Origin of the sequence: Acidovorax sp. SDU_ACID1, from assembly GCF_045291395.1 — a bacterium.
Taxonomy (GTDB): domain Bacteria; phylum Pseudomonadota; class Gammaproteobacteria; order Burkholderiales; family Burkholderiaceae_C; genus MR-S7.
Window position 1 is genome coordinate 4,089,014 of sequence record NZ_CP152342.1, and the last position, 22,025, is coordinate 4,111,038.

Sequence of the window (22,025 nt, forward strand, 5' to 3'; positions counted from 1 at the left end):
GTGCCTACCGCGCGCCAGCGCCGCCGAACTCCTTGCGCACCCAGTCGTCCAGCAGCACCTTCTCGTGGCGTAGCGGGTCGTTGGGATACATGTCGGGCCGCATCAGGAAGGCGCTGTCGCGCAGCTGGCGGCTGCCCTGGCGCAGCACGGCGCCGCCCTCGTCCAGCAGCTTGAACGAGAGGTCGATGCGCGGCGGATAGATGTCGCGCACGATGCGCACGTTGGCCGCCTGCGGGCCGCGCCAGGGCTCGAAGCCGCCGGCGCGCTGCACGTCGGTGATATTGACCTCCAGGCGCTGCCCCCGGGGCAGCGCGGCGGCGGCCCGTTCGGACAGATGCAGGCACAGCGCATCCAGCCAGGCACGGCGGGCCTTGGCGCTTTCGGGCGGCGCGTTGCGGGCCTCGCCGAACCCGGCCGGATCGCCATGGACGACGCTGACGATGCCCGCAGGCGGCGGCCCGGGCTGCTGGCGCGCCTGCTGGGCGCAGCCCGCGGCAAGCGCCACGGCCGCGGCGGCCAGCAGGCAGCGGCCCGTGCGCCAGGGGGTGGTGGCCATGAACGATGGCGCTGCGGGGCGGTGCATGAAGGAGCCTTTCTTTTTCCCAAAAGGGAGATGGTCGGGCAGTTACGCTGGCCCAGATGTCAGCGGGTGCCGAATTCCTGGGCCACCCAGCCATCGAGCAGGGCCCTTTCGTAACGTAGCGAGTCGCCAGGGTAGCGTTGCGCATGCTGCATGAAGCCGGCCTGGTCCAATGTCCGCCGGCCTATTTGGACGATCTCGCCATCGCTCCCGACGCGCTTGAATTCCAGCTCGATGCGTGGCGGAGAGCCTTCGCTGACGATGCGCACGGGCGTCGACCCCGCTTGCGGCTTGGCATCGAAATACCCCGCACGCCGCACATCCAGGATCTGGACTTCGAGCCGCTCGCCCGGGGCCATCAACGGTGCGGCCCGCTCCGCGAGGTGCTCGCACAGCAGGGTGATCCACTCGCGCCGCTGCACGTTGGTTTCCGGCCGCGCGTGTGCGAGCGCGTCCGTGAAGCGGGAGGGGTCGGCATAGGTCACGCTGACGATGCCCGCGTCCGTCTCGGCAGGGGGCTGCGGCTGGCCCGGCTGCTGCGCGCAGCCTGCCACCAGCGCGAAAACGGCAGAAGCCATCCATCGGGCAAGCGTTGGGATGTGCATGGGTTCCCTTCTCTGTCTTTCTTCAATGGTCCGCCGGCCGCGACCAGAACTCCGGCTGCGCGTAATGGTGCCGCAGGTATTCGATCCACAGCCGCACGCGCAGCGGCAGGTGCTTGCGCTGCGGGAAGACCACGTAGATGCCGTTGGGCGGCGCGGCGAAGTCTTCGAGCACGGCCACGAGCCGGCCGGCCGCGACCTCGGTCTCCACCTCCCAGGTGCTGCGCCAGGCGATGCCCCAGCCGCCCATGCACCAGTCGTGCAGCACTTGGCCGTCCGAGCAGTCCAGCGGCCCGCCGGGCTTGAAATGCACGACCTCGGAGGCGCCGCCGCCGCCCGCCACGGGCACGCGAAAGGCCCAGCCGCGCGTCTGCGAGGCATCGCTGGAAAGCGTCAGGCAGTCGTGCTGGCTCAGCTCGCCCGGGTGCAGGGGCGTGCCCCGGCGTTCCAGGTACTGCGGGGTGGCGACGCACAGGCGCCGGTTGTCGGCCATGCGCACGCTGACCAGCGAGGAGTCGGGCAGGTCACCCACACGCACGGCGCAGTCGTAGCCCTCGCCAGCCATGTCCACCACGCGGTCGCTCAGGTTGAGCGAGATGGTCACGTCCGGGTGCAGGTCGCGGAAGCGCGGCACCAGCGGCGCGACGTGGCGCCGCCCGAAGCCCGCAGGCGCGGTGATGCGCAGGTGCCCCGTGGCCTTCACGCCGCCGGCGGAGACGCTGGCCTCGGCGTTCGCCACGTCGGCCAGCAGGCGCTGGCAATCCTCCAGGAAGGCACTGCCCTCGTGCGTGAGGCTGATGCGCCGCGTGGTGCGCACGAGCAGCTTCACGCCCAGGTGCTCCTCCAGCGCATCCAGCCGCCGGCCCATGATGGCGGGCGCCACACCTTCGGCCTTGGCGGCAGCGGTCAGGCTGCCCTTGGTGGCCACGGAGACGAAGGACTCGAAGGCTTTGAGTTTGTCCATGGGTGAGTTTCAAGCCAAACCGGCCTCCAGCGCTTGCCCATCAAGCGCTGGCAGCTATCAATTTTGCGAATTTCCGGCGCAGCAACCGCAGTGTCGCCAATCTTTGCAAAAAAGTCATTGGTTTAGAGATATTCGCGCAATTTATTAATGGAAATATTTCTAATACAGTGCTTCTCAAGGCCCGCTGCCCGGGCCACGGCTTTGTCAATTCACCGCTAGGGGGTTTTCCCATGACCGCACGTACCCAAGTCCACGGCCTGCAGGTGGCCAACGAACTGCACACTTTCATCAACGAGCAGGTGCTGCCCGGCACCGGCGTGGACAGCGCCGCGTTCTGGAAGGGCTTCGACGCCATCGTGGCCGACCTCGCGCCCAAGAACGCCGCTCTGCTGGCCGAGCGCGACCGGCTGCAGAAGGAACTGGACACCTGGCACCAGGCCAACCCCGGCCCGATCAAGGACATGGCGGGCTACCGCAACTTCCTCACGCGCATCGGCTACCTGGTGGAGCCGCCCAAGGGCGCACAGGCCACCACGGCCAACGTGGACGCCGAGCTGGCGATCCAGGCCGGCCCGCAGCTGGTGGTGCCGATCCTGAACGCGCGCTATGCGCTGAACGCCGCCAACGCGCGCTGGGGCTCGCTGTATGACGCGCTCTACGGCACCGACGTGATCGGCGAGGAAGGCGGCGCGGAGAAGGGCAAGGGCTACAACCCGGTGCGCGGCGACAAGGTGATCGCGTTCGCGCGCGACTTCCTCGACCAGGCCGCGCCGCTCGCCAGCGGCTCGCACAAGGACGCCGCCGGCTACAAGGTGGAGGGCGGCAAGCTGGCCGTCGCGCTCAAGGATGGCGCCACGACCAGCCTGAAAGACGCCGCGCAGTTCGTGGGCTACCAGGGCGATGCCTCCGCGCCCTCCTCGGTGCTGCTGGTGCACAACGGCCTGCACATCGACATCCGCATCGACAAGAACACGCCCATCGGCAAGACCGACGCGGCGGGCGTGGCCGACGTAGTGGTGGAAGCGGCCCTGTCCACCATCCTCGACCTGGAGGACTCCGTGGCCGCCGTCGATGCCGAGGACAAGGTGCTGGGCTACGGCAACTGGCTGGGCATCCTCAAGGGCACGCTGACCGAGTCGTTCGACAAGGGCGGCAAGACCGTCACGCGCGGCCTGAACGCCGACCGCGAATACACGGGCGCCGACGGCAAGCCCGTGAAGCTGCACGGCCGCTCGCTGATGTTCGTGCGCAACGTGGGCCACCTGATGACCAACCCCGCGATCCTCTGGGGCGCGGAAGGCAAGGAAATCCCCGAGGGCATCCTGGACGCCGTGGTCACCACCGCCATCGCCATCCACGACCTCAAGGGCAACGGCGCGGGCGGCATCAAGAACAGCCGCACCGGCAGCGTCTACATCGTCAAGCCCAAGATGCACGGCCCGGCCGAAGTGACTTTCGCCAACGAGCTGTTCAGCCGCGTGGAGCAGGTGCTGGGCCTGCCCGCCAACACCGTCAAGCTGGGCATCATGGACGAGGAGCGCCGCACCTCGGTGAACCTCAAGGCCTGCATCGCCGCCGCCCCGGCGCGCGTGGCGTTCATCAACACCGGCTTCCTGGACCGCACGGGCGACGAGATGCACACCGCCATGCGCGCCGGCCCGATGATCCGCAAGGGCGACATGAAGACCAGCGCCTGGATCCAGGCGTACGAGAAGAACAACGTGCTCGTGGGCCTGTCGATGGGCCTGCGCGGCAAGGCCCAGATCGGCAAGGGCATGTGGGCCATGCCCGACCTGATGAAGGCCATGCTGGAGCAGAAGATCGCCCACCCCAAGGCCGGTGCCAACACCGCCTGGGTGCCCAGCCCCACGGGCGCCACGCTGCACGCGCTGCACTACCACCAGGTGAAGGTGAGCGACATCCAGGCCGAGCTGGAAAAGACCGACGCCGACGCCGAGCGCGACAACCTGCTGACCGGCCTGCTCACCGTGCCCGTGAGTGCCAACCCGAGCTGGAGCGACGCCGAGAAGCAGCAGGAGCTGGACAACAACATCCAGGGCATCCTGGGCTACGTGGTGCGCTGGGTGGACCAGGGCGTGGGCTGCTCCAAGGTGCCCGACATCCACGACGTGGGCCTGATGGAAGACCGCGCCACGCTGCGCATCTCCGCCCAGCACGTGGCCAACTGGCTGCTGCACGGCGTGGTGACCGAAGCCCAGGTGCGCGAGACCTTCGAGCGCATGGCCGCCAAGGTGGACCAGCAGAACGCGGGCGACGCGCTCTACCAGAAGATGGCCGGGCGCTTCAGCGAATCCGCCGCGTACCAGGCCGCGTGCGAGCTGGTGTTCAAGGGCGTGGAACAGCCCAGCGGCTACACCGAGCCGCTGCTGCACGCCTGGCGCCTGAAGGTCAAGGCTGGTCAAATTTGATAGCTTCCGGCGCTTGATACACAAGCGCCGGAGGCCGATTTGACTCATAACGGTGCCTGCGGGCGCCGTTGTGTTTCCTACACTGGGCACATGACCGCCATCGACACCACGCGCTGCCCGCTGTGCGGCCAGTCCAACGCCTGCGCCATCACGGCGGGGCTGCCCGCCGGGGAATGCTGGTGCATGGCGCAGCCGGTCTCCCGCACGGCGCTGGCGCGCGTGCCGCCCGAAGAACGCGGCCGCGCGTGCCTCTGTCCGCGCTGTGCCGCCGATATGATTCCCGATCCCCATCCACAGGAGCCCCCATGCCCACCTACCACATCGAAATGATGGAAGGCCGCACCGTCGAACAGAAGCGCAAGCTGGCCGAAGAGATCACCCGCGTCAGCGTCGAAGTCCTGGGCGGCTCGCCCGAATCGGTGGACATCCTCATCACCGACGTGAAGCGCGAGAACTGGGCCACGGGCGGCAAGCTCTGGCTCGACCGCCAGTAAGGAACCGAGGCGCCGCCCCATGTGCCAGCTGCTCGGCATGAATGCCAACACCCCGACGGACGTGACCTTCAGCTTCCGCGGGTTCGCGCAGCGCGCGGGCAACACGGCCGACCACACCGACGGCTGGGGCATCGCCTTCTTCGAGGGGCGCGGCCTGCGCCACTTCGTGGACCACGAACGCGCCGTGGACTCGCCCGTGGCCGAGCTGATCCGCCGCTACCCCATCAAGAGCCGCAACGTCATCGCCCACATCCGCAAGGCCACGCAGGGTGTGGTCACGCTGGAGAACTGCCACCCCTTTGTGCGCGAGCTGTGGGGCCGCTACTGGGTGTTCGCGCACAACGGCGACCTGAAGGACTTCCGCCCGCGCCTGCACGCCCACTTCCACCCCGTGGGCACGACCGACAGCGAGCACGTGTTCTGCTGGATCATGCAAGAGCTCTCGAAGTCCCACGCGGGCATGCCGAGCATCGACGAGCTGACGCTCACGCTGCGCGAGCTGGCCGCGCGCATCGCGCCGCACGGCACGTTCAACTTCCTGCTCTCCAACGGCCAGGCGCTGTGGGCGCACGCCTCCACGCACCTGTACTACATCGAACGCCGCCACCCTTTCGCGCAGGCGCAGCTGTGCGACGAAGACCTGTGCGTGGACTTCTCCAGCCACACCACGCCGGCCGACAAGGTGGCCGTGGTGGTCACGGCGCCGCTCACGTCCAACGAACAGTGGACCGCCTTCCAGTCAGGAGAGATGCGCGTGTTCGTGGACGGCGCGTGCCAGGCGGGCTGACGCCGCCCCACCCTCACCCCTCCACATGACCACCACCTCCACCGATTCCGTGCGCATCCCCCTCGCAGAACTGCAGGACCTCGCGTGCCGCGTGCTGCTGCGCCAGGGCCTGTCGCGGCCCCATGCCGAGGCCATGGCCCGCACCGTCGTGGCCGGGCAGCGCGACGACTGCCAGTCGCACGGCGTCTACCGCCTCGTCACCTGCGCCCAGACCATCCGCGCCGGCAAGGTGGACCTGCAGGCCGAGCCGGCGGTCGCGGCCACCGGCGGGGCCGTGGTGCAGGTCGATGCACGCTACGGCTTTTCTCCGCTGGCCTTCGAACGCGGCCTGCCCGCGCTGGTGGAGGCAGCGCGCACCCAGGGCGTGGGCGCGCTGGTCATCCGCCACTGCTTCCATTTTTCCGCGCTGTGGCCGGAGGTCGAAGCCGTCACCGGCCATGGCCTGGCCGCGCTCGCGCTCACGCCCAGCCACGCCTGGGTGGCCCCCGCCGGCGGGCGCCAGCCGGTGTTCGGCACCAACCCCATCGCCTTCGGATGGCCGCGCCCGGGGCCGCATCCGTTCGTCTTCGACTTCGCCACCAGCGCCATCGCCCGCGGCGACCTCGAACTGCACCGCCGCGCCGGCACGCCCCTGCCCGAGGGCTGCGGCGTCGATGCCCAGGGCCGGCCCAGTACCGATCCCGTCGCCGTAGCGCAGGGCGCCATGCTGGCCTTCGGCGGCCACAAGGGCTCGGCGCTGTCGGCCATGGTCGAGCTGATGGCCGGGGCGCTGATCGGGGACTGGATGAGCCAGGAATCGCTGGCCTTCGACGAGGGCGCGGGCGCCGCGCCCTGCCATGGCGAACTGGTGCTGGCCTTCGACCCCGTCCGCCTCAGCGGCGGCGACCCCGCCGCGCACCAGCAGCGCGCCGAGCAGCTGTTCGCCGCCATCACCGGCCAGGGCGCGCGCCTGCCTTCGCAGCGGCGCTACGCGGCACGCCAGCGCAGCCTGGCCGAAGGCGCGGCGGTGCCGCGTGCGCTGTACGAGGAAATCCTGGCCCTGGCAGGCTGAAACGGCCGAGCCCGCACGGACGCGGGCTCGCAGGATGGTTTGCCAACAGGGGGAATGTGGCGCGGCTGGCGGGGATCGAACCCACGACCCTTGGCTTCGGAGGCCAATACTCTATCCACTGAGCTACAGCCGCTGGCAAAGATTCGTGCAGCTGCCCTGGGCGGGCAGTGCGGACAAGCTGGGCATTATCGCACGGCGTACTACACCCGAAAGCCAAGCCCGCGCAGGTAGGCCTCGATCGCCGCCAGGCCGGTCGCCCGCAGGTCGAAGTCCGCGTTGCCGAGGATCCACGACTGCAGAAGGCCGTCGAACAGGGCATGCAGGCCCCGCGCCGCCGCGGCAATATCCATGGGCAGCGCCAGCGCCGCTTCCTCGGCCGCGAGGCGCAGGTCCTGCTCCACCAGGGCCTGGAAGCGCGCGTGTGCGGCCAGGTGCCGCTCGCGCACGCCGCTGAGCTCGCTGACGTATTCCACGCGGTACATCGCGATCTCGAAGACGCGCCGCGCGTGCGCGTTGCTTTCGATGATGCCGAGCAGCCGCTCGACCACGGAGCGCAGCCGCTGCAGTGGTGCCTGGGGCGCCAGCGCCTCGCCGGCGTTGCAGGCCTCCTCGAGCGGCAGGGTGACGCGGTCCATCATCGCGTTGAACAGGTCCACCTTGTCCTTGAAGTGCCAGTAGATGGCGCCCCGCGTGGCGCCCGCCGCCTGGGCGATCTCGTTGAGCGATGCGCGCGCCACGCCCTTTTCGTAGAAAACGAGTTCGGCGGCGTCCAGCAGGCCATTGCGCGTAGCATCTGCGTCTTCCTTGGTGCGTCGTGCCATGGCGGGTCTCCCGGAAAAAGCGCTGCAGCCATCACTGCAGCCGATCCGCAATTATACATTCATGGATGTATATATAATGCCCTCCCTTGTGCAACTGTCACTCGACGATGCGAGCATCTCGCACCTGCCCGTCACGGCACCCAACGCATCTGCCAGCCAAAGGACTCCCATGCCCCGTTCGAACAACGAGAAAGCCCGCCCTGTCAGCCGCTTCCAGCGCCCCCCGGCGACGGCGCTGTCGATCGTCCTCGCCGCCGTGCTCGCGCTCAGCGCCTGCGGCAAGAAGGACGCCGCCCCCGCAGGCGCGGGCGGACCGCCACCGGCACCGGAAGTGGGCGTCGTCACCGTGCAGCCGGGCGACGTGGGCCTGGTGACCGAGTTGCCGGGCCGGCTGGAGGCCTCGCGCGTCGCCGAGGTGCGCGCACGCGCCGCGGGCATCGTGCAAAAGCGCCTGTTCAACGAGGGAAGCGACGTGAAAGCCGGCCAGAAGCTGTTCCAGATCGACAGCGCGCCCTACCAGGCCACCGTGGCCCAGGCGCAGGCCAGCGTGGCCCAGGCCGAGGCCAACCTGGTGCAGAGCCGGGCGCTGGCCGAGCGCTACCGCCCCCTGGTGGCGGTGAACGCCATCAGCAAGCAGGAATACGACAACGCCGTGGCCGCGCAGAAGACGGCCGAGGCCAACGTGGCGGCCGCCAAGGCCGCCGTGACGACGGCCAACATCAACCTGGGCTACGCCTCCGTCACCGCGCCCATCTCCGGGCGCATCGGCCGCGCGCTGGTGACCGAGGGCGCGCTGGTCGGCCAGGGCACCGCGACCGAGCTCGCGGTGATCCAGCAGATCGACCCGCTCTACATCAACTTCACGCAGTCGGCGGCCGATGCGCTCAAGCTGCGCAAGGCCATGGCCGGCGGCAAGTACAAGCAGGCCGGCGCCAACGCCGCGAACGTGAGCGTGGTGCTGGAAGACGGCAGCGTCTACCAGCACCAGGGCCGCCTGCTGTTCACCGACCTCACGGTGGACCCGACCAGCGGCCAGGTCACGCTGCGCGCCGAGGTGCCCAACCCCGAGCGCGCGCTGCTGCCCGGCCTGTACGTGCGCGTGCGCCTGGAACAGGCGCAGGTGGCGGGTGGCATCCTGCTGCCCCAGCAGGCAGTCACGCGCTCCGGCCAGACCGATACGGTGATGGTGGTGGGCGAAGGCGGCAACGTCGCGCCGCGCCCCGTCAAGCTCGGCCCCAGCCAGGGCTCGAACTGGGTGGTGCTCGACGGCCTGAAGGCCGGCGAACAGGTGATGGTCGACGGCTTCCAGAAGCTGCCGCGCGGCAAGCCCGGCGATCCGGTCGTGGTCAAGCCCGTGCCGTGGCAGGGCAACGGCGGCGCCAAGGCGCCGGCCGCTCCGCCTCCGCCGCCAGCCCGGGCAATGCCGCGCCGGCCAAGCAATAAGAAATAAGAACCAGGAGCGCGGCACATGGCCAAGTTCTTCATCGAGCGCCCCATCTTCGCGTGGGTGATCGCAATCTTCATCATGGTGATCGGCGCCGTCTCGATCACCCAGCTGCCCATCGCGCAGTACCCCGCCGTGGCGCCGCCGACCATCCAGGTGTCTGTGGCCTACCCCGGTGCGACCGCCCAGACGCTGGAGGACTCGGTGCTCGCCGTCATCGAGCGCGAGATGAACGGCTCGCCGGGCCTGGCCTACATGGAAGCCACGGCCCAGGCCAACGGCACAGGCTCGATCGTGCTGAGCTTCGAGCCGGGCACCAACGACGACCTGGCGCAGGTCGATGTGCAAAACCGCCTCTCGCGCGCCACCCCGCGCCTGCCGGCGGCCGTGGTGCAGCAGGGCGTGCGCGTCGAGAAGTCGCGCTCGAACTTCCTGCTGTTCTCCATGCTCACGTCCGAGACGCCCGACGTGTCCATCGACGCGCTCAACGACTACGCCGCGCGCAACGTCGTGCCCGAGCTGCAGCGCCTGCCGGGCGTGGGCTCGGTCACGCAGTTCGGCTCCGAGCGCGCGATGCGCGTCTGGATCGACCCGGCCAAGCTCAAGGGCTTCAACCTGTCGCAAGACCAGGTGGGCGCTGCCATCCGTGCGCAGAACCTGCAGGTGTCCGCCGGCAACCTGGGCGACCTGCCCAGCGCCGAGGGGCAGACGACGACGGCCACCATCGTGGTGCAGGGCCAGCTCTCCACCACCGAGCAGTTCGGCAACATCGTGCTGCGCGCCAACACCGACGGCTCCACCGTGCGGCTGCGCGACGTGGCGCGCATCGAGCTGGGCGCGCAGAGCTACAGCACCAGCGCGCGCCTGAACGGCGCTCCCGCCGTGGGCATGGGCGTGCAGCTCACCCCCACCGCCAACGCGCTGGCCACGGCCAAGGCCGTGAAGGCCAAGCTGGCCGACCTGCAGCGGTACTACCCGCAGGGCGTGAAGTCCACCATTCCGTACGACACCTCGGTGTTCGTGTCGGTGTCCATCGAGAAGGTGGTGCACACGCTGCTCGAAGCCGTGGCGCTGGTGTTCCTGGTGATGTTCCTGTTCCTGCAGAACTTCCGCTACACCATCATCCCGACCATCGTGGTGCCCGTGGCGCTGCTGGGCACGTTCGGCGCGCTGCTGGCGATGGGCTTCTCGATCAACGTGCTGACCATGTTCGGCATGGTGCTGGTGATCGGCATCGTGGTGGACGACGCCATCGTGGTGGTCGAGAACGTCGAGCGCATCATGAGCGAGGAAGGCCTGCCGCCGCTGCAGGCCACGCGCAAGGCCATGGGCCAGATCTCTGGCGCCATCGTCGGCGTGACCGTGGTGCTGATCTCGGTGTTCGTGCCGCTGGCGTTCTTCGCGGGCTCCACGGGCAACATCTACCGCCAGTTCGCGGCCACCATGGCCACGTCGATCGCGTTCTCCGCGTTCCTGGCGCTGTCGCTCACGCCCGCGCTGTGCGGCACGCTGCTCAAGCCCGTCTCCGAGGACCACCATGAGAAGAAGGGCTTCTTCGGCTGGTTCAACCGCGGGTTCAAGAGCACCACGCACCGCTACGAGTCGGGCCTGAGCAAGCTGGTGCGCCGCGGCGGACGCATGGCGGTCATCTACGCGGCGTTGGTCGGCGCGGTGGCCATCGTCTACACGCGCCTGCCCACCTCGTTCCTGCCCAACGAAGACCAGGGCTACCTGATCACCAACATCCAGCTGCCCGCGGGCGCATCGCTGGAGCGCACGCGCGCGGCGCTGACGCAGGTCGAGCAGTTCGCCCTGAAGCAGCCCGAGGTGAACAACATCGTTACGGTGGCGGGCTTCTCGTTCTCGGGCCAGGGGCAGAACGCGGGCCTGGCGTTCATGACGCTCAAGGACTGGAGCGAGCGTGCCGGCTCCGAACATTCGGCCAGCGCCATCGCGGGCCGCGCCATGGGCGCGCTCGCGGGCTACCGCGACGCGTTCATCTTCGCGCTGAGCCCGCCGCCCATCCCCGAGCTGGGCACCGCCACGGGCTTCACCTTCCGCCTGCAGGACCGGGGCTCCAAGGGTCACGACGCGCTCGTGGGCGCGCGCAACCAGCTGCTCGGCATGGCCGCGCAGAGCAAGGTGCTCGCCGGCGTGCGCCCCGACGGCATGGAGGATGCGCCGCAGATGCAGATCGACATCGACCGCGACAAGGCCAACGCCCTGGGCGTGTCGTTCGACGCGATCAGCAGCGCGCTGTCCACGGCGCTCGGCTCGTCGTACATCAACGACTTCCCGAACCAGGGCCGCCTGCAGCGCGTCGTGGTGCAGGCCGACGCGCATGCGCGCATGCAGCCCGAGGCCGTGCTCGACCTGCCCGTGCTCAACAGCAAGGGCCAGGTGGTGCCGCTGTCCACGTTCGCGTCCACGCGCTGGATCACCGGCGCCATGCAGACCGTGCGCTATAACGGCTACCCCTCGATGAAGATCGCAGGCGACGCCGCCCCCGGCTTCAGCACGGGCGACGCGATGGCCGAGATGGAGCGCCTCGCGGCCCAGTTGCCCGAAGGCTTCGGCTTCGAATGGACGGGCCAGTCGCGCGAAGAAAAGCTGGCCGGCTCGCAGGCCATGGTGCTGTACGCGTTCTCGCTGCTGGCCGTGTTCCTGTGCCTGGCCGCGCTCTACGAGAGCTGGTCCATCCCGTTCTCGGTGCTGCTGGTGGTGCCGCTGGGCGTGCTGGGCGTGCTGCTGGCCACGCTGCTGCGCGGCATGTCCAACGACGTGTACTTCCAGATCGGCCTGGTGACCATCATCGGCCTGTCGGCGAAGAACGCCATCCTGATCATCGAGTTCGCCAAGGACCTGCAGGCCTCGGGCAAGAACGTGATCGATGCGGCGCTGGAAGCGGCCCACCTGCGCTTCCGCCCCATCATCATGACCTCGCTGGCCTTCACGCTGGGCGTGCTGCCGCTGTTCCTGGCGACGGGCGCCAGCTCGGCCAGCCAGCGCGCCATCGGCACCGGCGTGATCGGCGGCATGATCACCGGCACCCTGCTGGCCGTGATCTTCGTGCCCGTGTTCTTCGTGGTGGTGCGCAGCTTCTTCAAGGGCAGCGAGCGCCAGCGCGAGCACGACGCCAAGCAGGCCCTGCAGCACCGCAGCGAGGCATGACATGCAGGCCGGAGAACCACACATGCACAAGCACCACACTTCCCAAGCGCACCGCGCGCGCGCCCTCTCCCCCTGATGGCAGCGGCGCTGCTGGCGGGCTGCAGCTTCATCCCCACCTACGAGCGCCCCGCCGCACCGGTGCCGCAGGCCTATGCGCTGGCCGGCGCCGATGTGCCGGCCACGGCCCGCGCCGCGGCGGACATCGACTGGAAGGAATACTTCAGCGACCCGCGTCTGCAGCGCCTCATCGGCGTCGCCCTGGGCAACAACCGCGACCTGCGCGTGGCCATGCTCAACGTGGAGCAGGCGCGCGCGCAGTTCCAGATCCAGCGCGCGGGGCAGTACCCCACGGTGAACGCCATCGCCAGCGGCACGCGCCAGCCCAGCACCGCCACGGGCGAATACACCAACCTGTTCCAGGTCGGCCTGGGCATCACCGCCTGGGAGATCGACTTCTTCGGCCGCATCGCGGCCCTCAAGGAACAGGCGCTGGCCCAGTACCTGGCCACCGAGGAGGCGCGCAAGTCGGCGCAGATCAGCCTGGTGGCCGCCGTGGCCTCCGGTTGGCTCACGCTGATGGCCGACGAGGAGCTGCTGGACATCTCCCGCCGCACCCTGGCCACGCGCGAGGAATCGGTCAAGCTCACGCGCCTGCGCCTGGAAAACGGCGTGAGCTCCGAGCTGGACAACAGCCAGGCGCTGAGCCTCGCGCAGGCCGCGCGCGCCACCTATGCGCAGCAGCAGCGCCAGCGCATGCTGGACGAGAACGCCCTGGTCCTGCTGCTGGGCCAAGCGCTGCCCGACGACATCCGCGCCAGCCTGCCTTCGGCCCGCCTGGCCGAGGCCGTGCCCATGCAGCCGCTGCCCGCGGGCCTGCCCTCGGACCTGCTGGTGCGCCGCCCGGACATCCGCATGGCCGAGCAGCAGCTGATCGGCGCCAATGCCAACATCGGCGCGGCGCGCGCGGCGTTCTTCCCGCGCGTGTCGCTCACGGCGCAGTTCGGCACGGTGAGCGACGAGCTGTCGGGCCTGTTCAAGGGCGGCTCCTGGGCCTTTTCGCTCGCGCCGCAGCTGGCGCTGCCGCTCTTCGATGCCGGCCGCAACCAGGCCAACCTGGAAGCCGCGCGCGCAGGGCGCGAGATCGCCGTGGCGCAGTACGAGAAGTCCATCCAGACGGCCTTCCGCGAAGTCTCCGACGCGCTGGCCGGCCAGGCCACGCTGCAGGAACAGCTGGACGCACAGCGCGCGCAGGCCCAGTCCGACGCCAAGCGGCTGGAGCTGTCCGACCTGCGCTACCGCAACGGCGTGGCGAGCTACCTGGACCTGCTGGACGCCCAGCGCTCCCTGTTCGCCACCGAGCAGTCGCTGGTGCTCACGCGGCTGCAGCAGCTGCAGAACCAGGTCGTCCTCTACAAGGTCCTCGGCGGCGGGTGGACGGAACAAGCCCCGCAAGAGAACGCCACACCGCGTTCCTGATGCAGCGCAAGGTGGGGCGCCTGCCTGTTTTCCCCAACGGGCGGGCGCGGGAGCGCCTCCTATAATGAAGGGCTCTTTTCCCCGCCCCACCACTACAACTGCAATCACCAGAGGATCTCATGAGCGTCACCCACGAAGAAGCGCACACCGGGCCGATCACGAACCCCAAGCAGCTCCTGGTCACCGTCATCTTTGCGTTTGTGCTCCCGGTCTTCGCCATCATCGGACTGGTGCTCTACGTGACCGCCGGCAACAAGCCCGCAGCCGGTTCCGGCAACCCCGAGCTGGCCATCGCCCAGCGCATCCAGAAGATCGGCACCGTGGAAGTGCGTGACGCCAACCGCCCCCTGCGTCCCGGCGAAGAGGTCTACAAGGGCCAGTGCGCCGCCTGCCACGCCACCGGCGCGGCCGGCGCGCCCAAGCTGGGCGACGCAGCGGCCTGGGCGCCGCGCATCCAGACCGGCTTCGAGGCGCTGGTGCATTCCGCGCTCAAGGGCAAGGGCGCCATGGCGCCCCAGGGCGGCGGCGACTTCGACGATACCGAGATCGCCCGCGGCGTGGCCTACATGGCCAATGCCGCCGGCGCCAAGTTCGAGGAACCGAACCGTCCCGGCGCCCAGGAAGGCGAAGGCGCCGCGCCTGCCGCTTCCGCCGCATCGGGCGGCTGAGGCCTCGCTCCCGCGCCCTCCGAAGCCGGCCCGCGTGGCCGGCTTTTTACTGGGCGCCTGCCTGCGCCTGCCGTGCCGCGGGGCTGGGCACGAAGCTGTAGGCGGCGGGCAGGTCGCTGCTCTGCACCTCGCGCGGCTGCCAGCGGCCGCGCTCGATGTCCTGTGCCACGGCGCCGACGTCCAGGCTGTGGACCAGGCCCAGGCCCGCCGCGCAGGCCAGGTACACGCGCCCGGCCTCGTCCACCAGGCACTCGCGCACGGTGCCGGCATCCAGACCGGTGTGCGCCACGGGCGGGCCGCCGGCCTCCAGCCGCCAGACCAGGGGCGCGGCCTCCAGCTCCACGTAGACGCGCTGCGGCCCGTTCTGGAAGAACCAGCGTCCCTGCGCGTCCGGCTCGTAGTTGCGGTGGATGAAGGCGATGAGCCCGTCGTGCCGCAGCAGCGTGCCCCGCTCGGCCGGAAAGCCGCCGCGCGCCTGCACGGCCTCGTCGCGCAGCCACCATTGGCCGCGCGCGTCCAGCCCCAGCCAGCCATAGCAGTCGGGTACGTTGGGCCACTTGGCGATGGCCTGCCTCACGATGTCATCCATGCGCGGATTGTGCTACCAGCCACTGCGCCACAGTGTCGGGCAGCCCGCGCACGTGGCCCGGCCACGCGCCCTGCGCGAAGCCCACGTGGCCGCCGTGGTCCGGCTGCCACAGCGTCACGTGCCTCCCCACCTGCCCGAGCCGCGGCAGGCTGGCGGCGGGCACGAAGGGGTCGTTGCGCGCGTTCAGCGCCAGCGCCGGCACGCGCACCTGCGGCAGCAGCGGCTTGGCGGAGGCGCGGCGCCAATAGTCGTCGGCATCACGAAAGCCGTGCAGGGGCGCGGTGAAGACGTCGTCGAACCCGTGCAGGTCGCGCGCGGCCAGCAGCGCGGCACGGTCGAACAGGCCGGGGTACTGGGCGAGCTTGGCCAGCGCCTTGGGCACCATGGTGTGCAGGAACATGCGCGTGTAGACCTGCCGGTTGAAGCCCCGGCCGATGGCCTGCCCGCCGGCCGCGAGGTCCAGCGGCGCGCAGATGGCGGCCACGGCGTCCACGCTGGCGGCTGCGGCGGCACCCCACTCGCCCGCCCAGCGCATCAGCGCATTGCCGCCCAGCGACACGCCCACCGCCCACAGCGGCGCGCGCGTGCCGTCAGGTGCCCGCTGGCGCTGCGCCAGGCGCGCGAGCAGCCAGGCGATCTCCTCGTGGTCGCCCGAGTGGTAGGCGCGCGGCGCGCGGTTGATCTCGCCGCTGCAGCCGCGGAAATGCGGCACGGCGAAGTCCCAGCCGCGCTCGCGCGCCACGTCGGCGAAGGCCAGGGCGTAGTGGCTGCGCGAGGACCCCTCCAGCCCGTGGAACAGCACCAGCAGCGGGCGCGGCGGGCCAGCCTCGCCACCTTGCAGGAAGTCCACGTCCACGAAGTCACCGTCCGGCGCGTCCCAGCGCTCGCGCCGGTAGCGGGGCGCGGGCCCGAAGGTGCTGCGCGCGAACAGCGCGGGCCAGATGGTCTGCGCATGGCCGCCGCGCAGCCAGGCCGATGCTTCGTAATTCATAGCTGCTCGCGCTTTTCTGTCAAGGGCCAGAGGCCCAAAACACTCTCAATGCAGCACATGCTGCGGCGGCGCCGCAGCGTCGGCCTCGCGCAGCCCGCCCGTGCTCGCGTGGTGCGCGACGAGACGCCAGCCCTGCGGGGTCTTGTGGTAGACGTTGGTGGCGGCGACCAGCGCCTCGCGCGGGCCGTCGGGCAGCATCACGCGCACATGCTCGACCACGCTGTGCACGGCGCTCGCCAACGCCTGCACGCGCACCACCTGCGCGGGCCGCACGTTCAGACCACCCTGCTCCAGCATGGCCATGAACGCGGCACGGATCGCGGCGGCCCCGAGCAGGCGCGCGCTGCCGGGGTGCACGCAGACGATCTCGTCCTCGTCGGCCCAGCAGGCCATCAGGCGCTCCACGTCGCCCGCCTGCAGGGCTTCGTAGAACGCGGTTTCGACGTCGTCGGGGGTGCCGGCCAAGAGGGCGGCGCGCTGCGCGGTTCGTGTCATGGCGGCCCCGATTGTCCGCGCCATCGCGCGGCCTGTCACGGCACAATGCGCCATCTTCCGCGTTCAACGATTGGACCCGCACCATGAAACGACTCATCGCCACCCTCGCCGCCGCGCTGGCCCTGACGGGCTGCGGCTACAACGACTTCCAGCGCCTGGACGAGCAGTCGAAGGCCGCCTGGAGCGAGGTGCTCAACCAGTACCAGCGCCGCGCCGACCTGGTGCCCAACATCGTCGCCACCGTGAAGGGCGAGGCGAATTTCGAGCAGGAAACGCTGACCAAGGTGGTCGAGGCGCGCGCCAAGGCCACCTCCATCCAGGTGACGCCCGAAACGCTGAACAACCCCGAGGCGTTCAACAAGTTCCAGCAGGCGCAGGGCGAACTCTCCGGCGCCCTGAGCCGCCTGATGGTGGTGGCCGAGCGCTACCCGCAGCTGCAGGCCAACCAGGCGTTCCGCGACCTGCGCGTGACGCTGGAGGGCACCGAGAACCGCATCACCGTGGCGCGCAACCGCTACATCCAGACCGTGCAGGAATACAACGTGCTCGCGCGCAGCTTCCCCACCAACCTCACGGCCAAGGTGTTCAGCTACGAGCCCAAGCCCAGCTTCACGGTGCAGAACGAGGCGCAGATCAGCACGCCGCCCGCCGTGGACTTCTCTAAGTAAAAAATGCCTCTGGCGCTTGTCTGGCAAGCGCTGGCAGCTATCTTTCTGGTAGTTGCCGGCGCCCTTCCCGCCGCCGCCCAGCCACTGCGGGCCGTGCCTGCGCTCACCGCGCACATGATCGACCAGACCGCCACGCTGAGCGAGGCGCAGCGCCAGTCGCTGGAGACGCAGCTCGCGGCCATCGAGCAGCAGCACGGCTCGCAGGTCGTGGTGCTGATGGTGCCCACCACCGCGCCCGAGGACATCGCCGCCTTCGCCAACCGCGTGGGCAACGCCTGGAAGATCGGCCGGCGCGACGTGGGCGACGGCGTGCTCGTCATCGTCGCCAAGGACGACCGGCGCATGCGCATCGAGGTCGCCAAGGCGCTCGAAGGCGCGATCCCCGACATCGCGGCGGCGCGCATCATCGACGGCGCGATGAAGCCGCGCTTTCGCGAGAACGATTTCGCGGGCGGGCTGCAGGCCGCCGTGGCGCAGATCGGCGCGCGCATCGCGGGCGAGTCGCTGCCGCTGCCGCAGGAAGGCACAAAGCGCGCATCGCCAGGGGCGGACTGGACGGACCTCGCCATCTTCCTGTTCTTCGGCGTCATGGTCGCGGGGCCCATCATGCGCCGCCTGTTCGGGCAGCGCCTGGGCGGGCTGGTGATGGGCGGCGGCGTGGGCGCGCTGGCCTTCCTGGCCACGGCCAGCATGCTGCTGGCATCGGGCGCGGGCATCGCGGCGCTGCTCTACACCTGGATCTTCGCCGGGCGCGGCGCGCCCATCGTCTGGAACGGCGGCGGCTGGGGCGGCGGCCACGGCGGTGGCTGGGGCGGCGGGGGCGGCTTCGGGGGCGGCGGCGGATTCAGCTCCGGCGGCGGCGGGGATTTCGGCGGCGGCGGCGCGTCGGGCGACTGGTGAAGGCATCGAACATGGACAAGAACCGCACCGCACTCCCTCACCGCATCGCCCGCCTGCTGCACCACCGCTGGGCCGAGGGCGGCCTGCGCCAGGCCCTGCAGCCCGATCTGCTCGAACGCCTGGGCCAGCGCGTGGCCGCGAGCGAGCGCCGCCACACGGGCCAGATCCGCATCTGCATCGAGGGCGGGCTGCCGCTGTCGTACCTGTGGCGCGGCGCCGGCGCGCGCGAGCGCGCCGTCACCCAGTTCGGCAAGCTGCGCGTGTGGGACACCGAGCACAACAACGGCGTGCTCATCTACCTGCTGCTGGCCGACCACGCGATCGAGATCGTGGCCGACCGTGGCCTGGCGCGCCGTGTGCCGCACGGCACCTGGCAGGCGATGGTCGGCCACATGCGCGCAGCCTTCCGCGCCGGGCGCTACGAGGACGGGCTGACGCAGGCGCTGGCCGAGGTGTCGGCGCTGCTGGTGGCGCATTTCCCTGCGGAGGACGACGCGGTGCACGGCAACGAGCTGCCGGACGATCCCGTCGTCATCGGTTAAGGCAGGGCCCACACCTGTCCCGCCGCCACCGCGAACAAGCGGCGGCCCGGCGCGCGGCCGACCGTGTAGCCGCCCGTGAATTCGCCGAACGCGGGCAGCACGAGCAGGCCGGGCTCGCTCAGGAAGCAGGGCACGCGCAAGGCATCGCGCCCGCTGCCGCGCAGCACGGCGGCGGGGTGCAGATGGCCTGCCAGCACCCATCGTTCAGGATGGCGCTGCGGATGGTGGCAACAGGCGAAGGGGCCCAGCGGCCAGGGCTCGTCCACGATGCGCGCATCGAGCCAGGGCGGCGGGTCGCCCGCGTGGCTGTCATGGTTGCCGCGCACCAGCACCACCTCCAGCGCCGGATGCCCCTCGCGCCACGCGGCCAGCGCGTTCAGCACGCCATGCGCATGGGACTCCGCCGCGTGCAGGAAGTCGCCCAGCACCACCAGACGCCGAGCCTGCGGGTAGCGCGCAAGCAGCCACGCCAGGCGATCCAGATTGCCCCGCGTGGTGCCATGCGGCACGGGCAGGCCCCGGGCGCGGAAGGTGGCGGCCTTGCCCAGGTGCAGGTCGGCGATGCAGAGCGCGGCGCCCTCGGGCCACCAGAGCGCGCCTTCGGGCAGCAGATGGACGGTGGTATCGGCCAGGGGCAGTTCGATGTGCATGTCTTCCTATGATCGCCGGATGTTCGATCACCGATCCGGCACGTTGAAGCCGTCGCACAGGCGGCGGGGCTCGGCTAGCGGCGCCTGCCACGCCGCTTTGCCGATGCCCGGAGGTCGCTGTCAGGCACGGCGGAGAAAGCCAGCCCGCTCTGCACGGCATGCGCCTCAGGCGGCGCTTCGTGCCGGCCGGTGGCGGCGTCGGCGGCGGCCTCCATGTCGCCCAGCATGCGCGCGATGCGGTCGGCCAGCGCCTCGTTGGTGAGCTGCTCGCGGAAGCGCTCGACCATGAGCGGGAATGCGAAGGGCCCGGGCCGCGCAAGGGGCGAGAGCACCAGCCGCTGCGCCTGCATGACCTGCAGGGCCGCGAGCAGCACGGCCACGTCCAGGTCCTGGCTCAGCACTTCCTCGTCGGCTTGGCGCAGCAGCAGGTTGCCCGCGTCGTACTGGCGGAAGACCTCGAAGAACAGTTGCGACGAGGCCTGCAACTGCCGCGCGCTGCGCTGCTCGCCGGGGTGGCTCTGGAAGATGAGGCCAGCCACGCGCGCGATTTCGCGGAAGCGCCGGCGCGCCATCTCGGTGGCGTTGAGGCTGGCGAGCACTTCGCGCAGCAACTCAGCGCGCGTGCCGGCATGCAGCAGGCCGGGCAGCAGCGCAGGCCAGTCGCGTTCGGTGGCACTGAGGATTTCGAGTCCGTAGTCGTTGACGGCGATGGAGAAGGTGCCCGGCGCCTGCTGCGCCGCGCGCCACGCGAACAGGCTGGCCAGGCCCAGGTGCGCATGCCGCCCCGCGAACGGGTAGAGGAACAAGTGCCAGCCCTCGCGCGAACGCAGCGTCTCGGCCAGCAGCGTCTCGGGCGTGGGCAGTTGCGACCAGCGGCGCTGCACGTCGAGCAGGGGCCGCGCGGCGCGCAGCTCGGGGCTGGCGTAGCGGCCGCGCCCGGCCTGCGCGAGCTGGCGCACCATGAAGTCGGCCAGAACGGCCGACAGCGGCATGCGCGAGCCCGCCCAGCGCGGCACGGTGGGCTTGCGGCGCGGGGCGGCGCGCACGAAGGCCGTCATCTCGCGCACGCGCACCAGCTCCAGCACGCGGCCCGCGAAGACGAAGCAGTCGCCGGGCGATAGGCGGGCGATGAATCCCTCTTCCACCGAGCCCAGGCGCGCGCCGCGCAGCACCTGCACGGTCATGCTCGCATCGCTGACGATGGTGCCGATGTTGGCGCGGTGGCGCCGCGCCAGGCGCGCATCGGGCAGGCGCCAGATGCCGTTCTCGTCGGGAACAACGCGGCGGTAGTCCGGGTAGGCGGCCAGCGACGGCCCGCCGCGCGCGACGAAGTCCAGGCACCACTGCCAGACCTCAGGTGGCAGATCGCGGTAGGCGGCGGTGCGGCGCACCTCGGCATAGAGCGCCTTGGGTTCGAAGCCGCCTCCCAGCGCCACGGTGGCCAGATGCTGCACCAGCACGTCCACCGGCTGGCGCGGGCTGCTGCGCATTTCCACGCGGCCCGCGTGCACGGCCGCGCGGGCGGCGGCGGCCTCGACCAATTCCAGGCTGTGCGTGGGCACCAGCGTGATGCGCGAAGGCCGCCCCGGCGCATGGCCCGAACGCCCGGCGCGCTGCAGGAGGCGCGCCACGCCCTTGGCCGAGCCGATCTGCATCACGCGCTGCACGGGCAGGAAGTCCACGCCCAGGTCGAGGCTGCTGGTGCAGACCACCGCGCGCAGGCTGCCGCTCTTGAGCCCCGCCTCCACCCATTCGCGCACCGCGCGGTCGAGCGAGCCGTGGTGGATGGCGATCTGCCCCGCCCAATCGGGCCGGGCATCGAGCAGCGCCTGGTACCACTGCTCGGCCTGCGAGCGCACATTGACGAAGACCAGCGTGGTACCCTCTGCCCCCTCCAGCGCGCGCACCACGGCGGGCAGCATCGACAGGCCCAGGTGGCCGGCCCAGGTGAAGCGCTCGGGCCGTTCGGGCAGCAGGGTGTCCACCACCAACTGCTTCTCCACCCGCCCGCGCACCAGCAGACCGCCGTCTCGCCCCAGCAGCGCGTGCATGGCCTCGGGCAGGTTGCCGAGCGTGGCGGACATGCCCCAGACCATGAGGCGCGGGTTCCAGCCCGCGAGGCGCGCAAGCGCGAGCTGCACCTGCACGCCGCGCTTGTTGCCCAGCAATTCGTGCCACTCGTCGGCCACCACGAGGCGCACGCTGGCGAGCTGCTCGCGCGCATCGGCGCGCGCCAGCAGCAGCGACAGGCTCTCGGGCGTGGTGACCAGCACTGTGGGCAGCCGCCGCGCCTGCGCGCTGCGCTCGGCGCTGCCGGTGTCGCCGGTGCGCGCGGCGATGCTCCAGTGCGGGGCCAGGGCTTGCAGCGGTGCGGAGAGGGCGCGCAGCGTGTCGGCGGCCAGGGCGCGCATGGGCGTGATCCACAGCACGGTGAGCGGTGGCGCTTTGTTTTTGATAGCTGGTTGCGCTTGCTGGATAAGCGCTGGAGGCTGTTTTTGCTTGGAATTCGCGAACGCCTCCAGCGCACCCAGCCAGACGGCGTAGGTCTTGCCCGCGCCGGTGGTGGCATGCAGCATCCCGGAGCGGCCGCGCGCGATGGCGCGCCACACCTGCTGCTGGAATGCAAACGGCTGCCAGCCGCGCTCGGCGAGCCAGGCTTGGGCATGGGGGAAGCGGGTGGCGGCCATGGGTTCAAGTGCCAAA

21 protein-coding genes and 1 tRNA gene are annotated in these 22,025 nt (G+C 70.5%); 12 read left to right on the forward strand and 10 right to left on the reverse strand.

The features are described 5' to 3' along the window. Positions 1-4: 4 nt before the first annotated feature. The 3 genes from AAG689_RS20035 to AAG689_RS20045 form a co-directional block, all read right to left on the reverse strand. Entirely contained in the window at positions 5-556 is a 552-nt protein-coding gene (locus AAG689_RS20035; RefSeq protein ID WP_406626377.1) for a DUF3016 domain-containing protein, read from the reverse strand. A gap of 86 nt (positions 557-642) precedes the next feature. Next, positions 643-1,158 carry a DUF3016 domain-containing protein gene (locus AAG689_RS20040; RefSeq protein WP_406623466.1) on the reverse strand — a complete coding sequence of 172 codons (516 nt, stop codon included), beginning with the start codon at positions 1,156-1,158 and terminating at the stop codon, positions 643-645. A 49-nt stretch (positions 1,159-1,207) separates the two neighbouring features. Further along, a complete protein-coding gene (locus AAG689_RS20045; protein ID WP_406623467.1) occupies positions 1,208-2,146 on the reverse strand; it encodes a LysR family transcriptional regulator in 939 nt (312 codons plus the stop codon). Positions 2,147-2,376: 230 nt separating this feature from the next. Between AAG689_RS20045 and AAG689_RS20050 the strand changes: the two genes are divergently transcribed. The 5 genes from AAG689_RS20050 to AAG689_RS20070 all read left to right on the forward strand — a co-directional run bounded on the left by AAG689_RS20050 (position 2,377) and on the right by AAG689_RS20070 (position 6,907). Further along, a complete protein-coding gene (locus AAG689_RS20050) occupies positions 2,377-4,575 on the forward strand; it encodes a malate synthase G (RefSeq protein WP_406623468.1) in 2,199 nt (732 codons plus the stop codon). A 159-nt stretch (positions 4,576-4,734) separates the two neighbouring features. Continuing rightward, the gene (locus tag AAG689_RS20055; RefSeq protein WP_406626378.1) at positions 4,735-4,905 is read left to right on the forward strand and encodes a cysteine-rich CWC family protein; all 171 of its coding nucleotides are present in this window, start codon (positions 4,735-4,737) and stop codon (positions 4,903-4,905) included. Then, entirely contained in the window at positions 4,881-5,069 is a 189-nt protein-coding gene (locus tag AAG689_RS20060) for a 4-oxalocrotonate tautomerase (protein WP_106845018.1), read from the forward strand. Before AAG689_RS20055 ends, AAG689_RS20060 begins: the two co-directional genes overlap by 25 nt. A 19-nt stretch (positions 5,070-5,088) precedes the next feature. Beyond that, positions 5,089-5,856, forward strand: coding sequence for a class II glutamine amidotransferase (locus AAG689_RS20065; protein WP_406623469.1), 768 nt, complete (start codon positions 5,089-5,091; stop codon positions 5,854-5,856). A gap of 25 nt (positions 5,857-5,881) precedes the next feature. Next, complete coding sequence (locus AAG689_RS20070) at positions 5,882-6,907, forward strand: Ldh family oxidoreductase (RefSeq protein WP_406623470.1); 1,026 nt, start codon at positions 5,882-5,884, stop codon at positions 6,905-6,907. A gap of 57 nt (positions 6,908-6,964) precedes the next feature. Here the strand turns inward: AAG689_RS20070 and AAG689_RS20075 are convergent. Beyond that, a tRNA-Arg gene (locus tag AAG689_RS20075) sits at positions 6,965-7,040 on the reverse strand. Positions 7,041-7,107: 67 nt separating this feature from the next. Beyond that, positions 7,108-7,728 carry a TetR family transcriptional regulator gene (locus tag AAG689_RS20080; RefSeq protein ID WP_406623471.1) on the reverse strand — a complete coding sequence of 207 codons (621 nt, stop codon included), beginning with the start codon at positions 7,726-7,728 and terminating at the stop codon, positions 7,108-7,110. A 169-nt stretch (positions 7,729-7,897) separates the two neighbouring features. On the opposite strand from AAG689_RS20080, the gene AAG689_RS20085 reads away from it, so the two are divergent. The 4 genes from AAG689_RS20085 to AAG689_RS20100 all read left to right on the forward strand — a co-directional run bounded on the left by AAG689_RS20085 (position 7,898) and on the right by AAG689_RS20100 (position 14,487). Beyond that, on the forward strand, positions 7,898-9,178 hold the full coding sequence (locus AAG689_RS20085) for an efflux RND transporter periplasmic adaptor subunit (protein ID WP_406623472.1): 1,281 nt from the start codon (positions 7,898-7,900) through the stop codon (positions 9,176-9,178). An 18-nt stretch (positions 9,179-9,196) separates the two neighbouring features. Continuing rightward, complete coding sequence (locus tag AAG689_RS20090; RefSeq protein ID WP_406623473.1) at positions 9,197-12,343, forward strand: efflux RND transporter permease subunit; 3,147 nt, start codon at positions 9,197-9,199, stop codon at positions 12,341-12,343. 75 nt (positions 12,344-12,418) lie between these two features. Further along, the gene (locus AAG689_RS20095) at positions 12,419-13,819 is read left to right on the forward strand and encodes an efflux transporter outer membrane subunit (protein WP_406623474.1); all 1,401 of its coding nucleotides are present in this window, start codon (positions 12,419-12,421) and stop codon (positions 13,817-13,819) included. A gap of 119 nt (positions 13,820-13,938) precedes the next feature. Beyond that, positions 13,939-14,487 carry a cytochrome c5 family protein gene (locus AAG689_RS20100; protein WP_020227864.1) on the forward strand — a complete coding sequence of 183 codons (549 nt, stop codon included), beginning with the start codon at positions 13,939-13,941 and terminating at the stop codon, positions 14,485-14,487. Between the two features lie 46 nt (positions 14,488-14,533). Here the strand turns inward: AAG689_RS20100 and AAG689_RS20105 are convergent, their stop codons facing one another. Genes AAG689_RS20105 through AAG689_RS20115 form a run of 3 tightly spaced genes read right to left on the reverse strand, consistent with a single transcriptional unit; the run spans position 14,534 to position 16,562 of the window. After that, on the reverse strand, positions 14,534-15,076 hold the full coding sequence (locus AAG689_RS20105) for a DUF2946 family protein (protein WP_406623475.1): 543 nt from the start codon (positions 15,074-15,076) through the stop codon (positions 14,534-14,536). Further along, positions 15,069-16,067: a YheT family hydrolase gene (locus AAG689_RS20110; RefSeq protein ID WP_406623476.1), complete on the reverse strand. Its 999-nt coding sequence runs from the start codon at positions 16,065-16,067 to the stop codon at positions 15,069-15,071. Before AAG689_RS20110 ends, AAG689_RS20105 begins: the two co-directional genes overlap by 8 nt. Before the next feature lie 45 nt (positions 16,068-16,112). Then, the gene (locus tag AAG689_RS20115) at positions 16,113-16,562 is read right to left on the reverse strand and encodes a YybH family protein (RefSeq protein WP_406623477.1); all 450 of its coding nucleotides are present in this window, start codon (positions 16,560-16,562) and stop codon (positions 16,113-16,115) included. A gap of 83 nt (positions 16,563-16,645) precedes the next feature. Here AAG689_RS20115 and AAG689_RS20120 point away from each other — a divergent pair, with 83 nt between their 5' ends. From AAG689_RS20120 to AAG689_RS20130, 3 genes are read left to right on the forward strand one after another with little or no spacing between them, the layout of a single operon-like run. Further along, positions 16,646-17,230 (forward strand): LemA family protein, encoded by a 585-nt coding sequence (locus AAG689_RS20120; protein WP_406623478.1) that lies wholly within the window; start codon positions 16,646-16,648, stop codon positions 17,228-17,230. A 3-nt stretch (positions 17,231-17,233) separates the two neighbouring features. Then, positions 17,234-18,130, forward strand: a complete 897-nt coding sequence (locus tag AAG689_RS20125; protein ID WP_406623479.1) for a TPM domain-containing protein — start codon at positions 17,234-17,236, stop codon at positions 18,128-18,130. An 11-nt stretch (positions 18,131-18,141) separates the two neighbouring features. After that, positions 18,142-18,672, forward strand: a complete 531-nt coding sequence (locus tag AAG689_RS20130) for a TPM domain-containing protein (protein WP_406623480.1) — start codon at positions 18,142-18,144, stop codon at positions 18,670-18,672. Here the strand turns inward: AAG689_RS20130 and pdeM are convergent. Together pdeM and AAG689_RS20140 are read right to left on the reverse strand one after the other, a co-directional pair. Further along, positions 18,669-19,322 (reverse strand): ligase-associated DNA damage response endonuclease PdeM, encoded by a 654-nt coding sequence (gene pdeM / locus AAG689_RS20135; protein WP_406623481.1) that lies wholly within the window; start codon positions 19,320-19,322, stop codon positions 18,669-18,671. The two genes, AAG689_RS20130 and pdeM, sit on opposite strands and share 4 nt — an antisense overlap. Before the next feature lie 74 nt (positions 19,323-19,396). After that, on the reverse strand, positions 19,397-22,009 hold the full coding sequence (locus tag AAG689_RS20140; RefSeq protein ID WP_406623482.1) for a ligase-associated DNA damage response DEXH box helicase: 2,613 nt from the start codon (positions 22,007-22,009) through the stop codon (positions 19,397-19,399). Between the last annotated feature and the right edge of the window lie 16 nt (positions 22,010-22,025).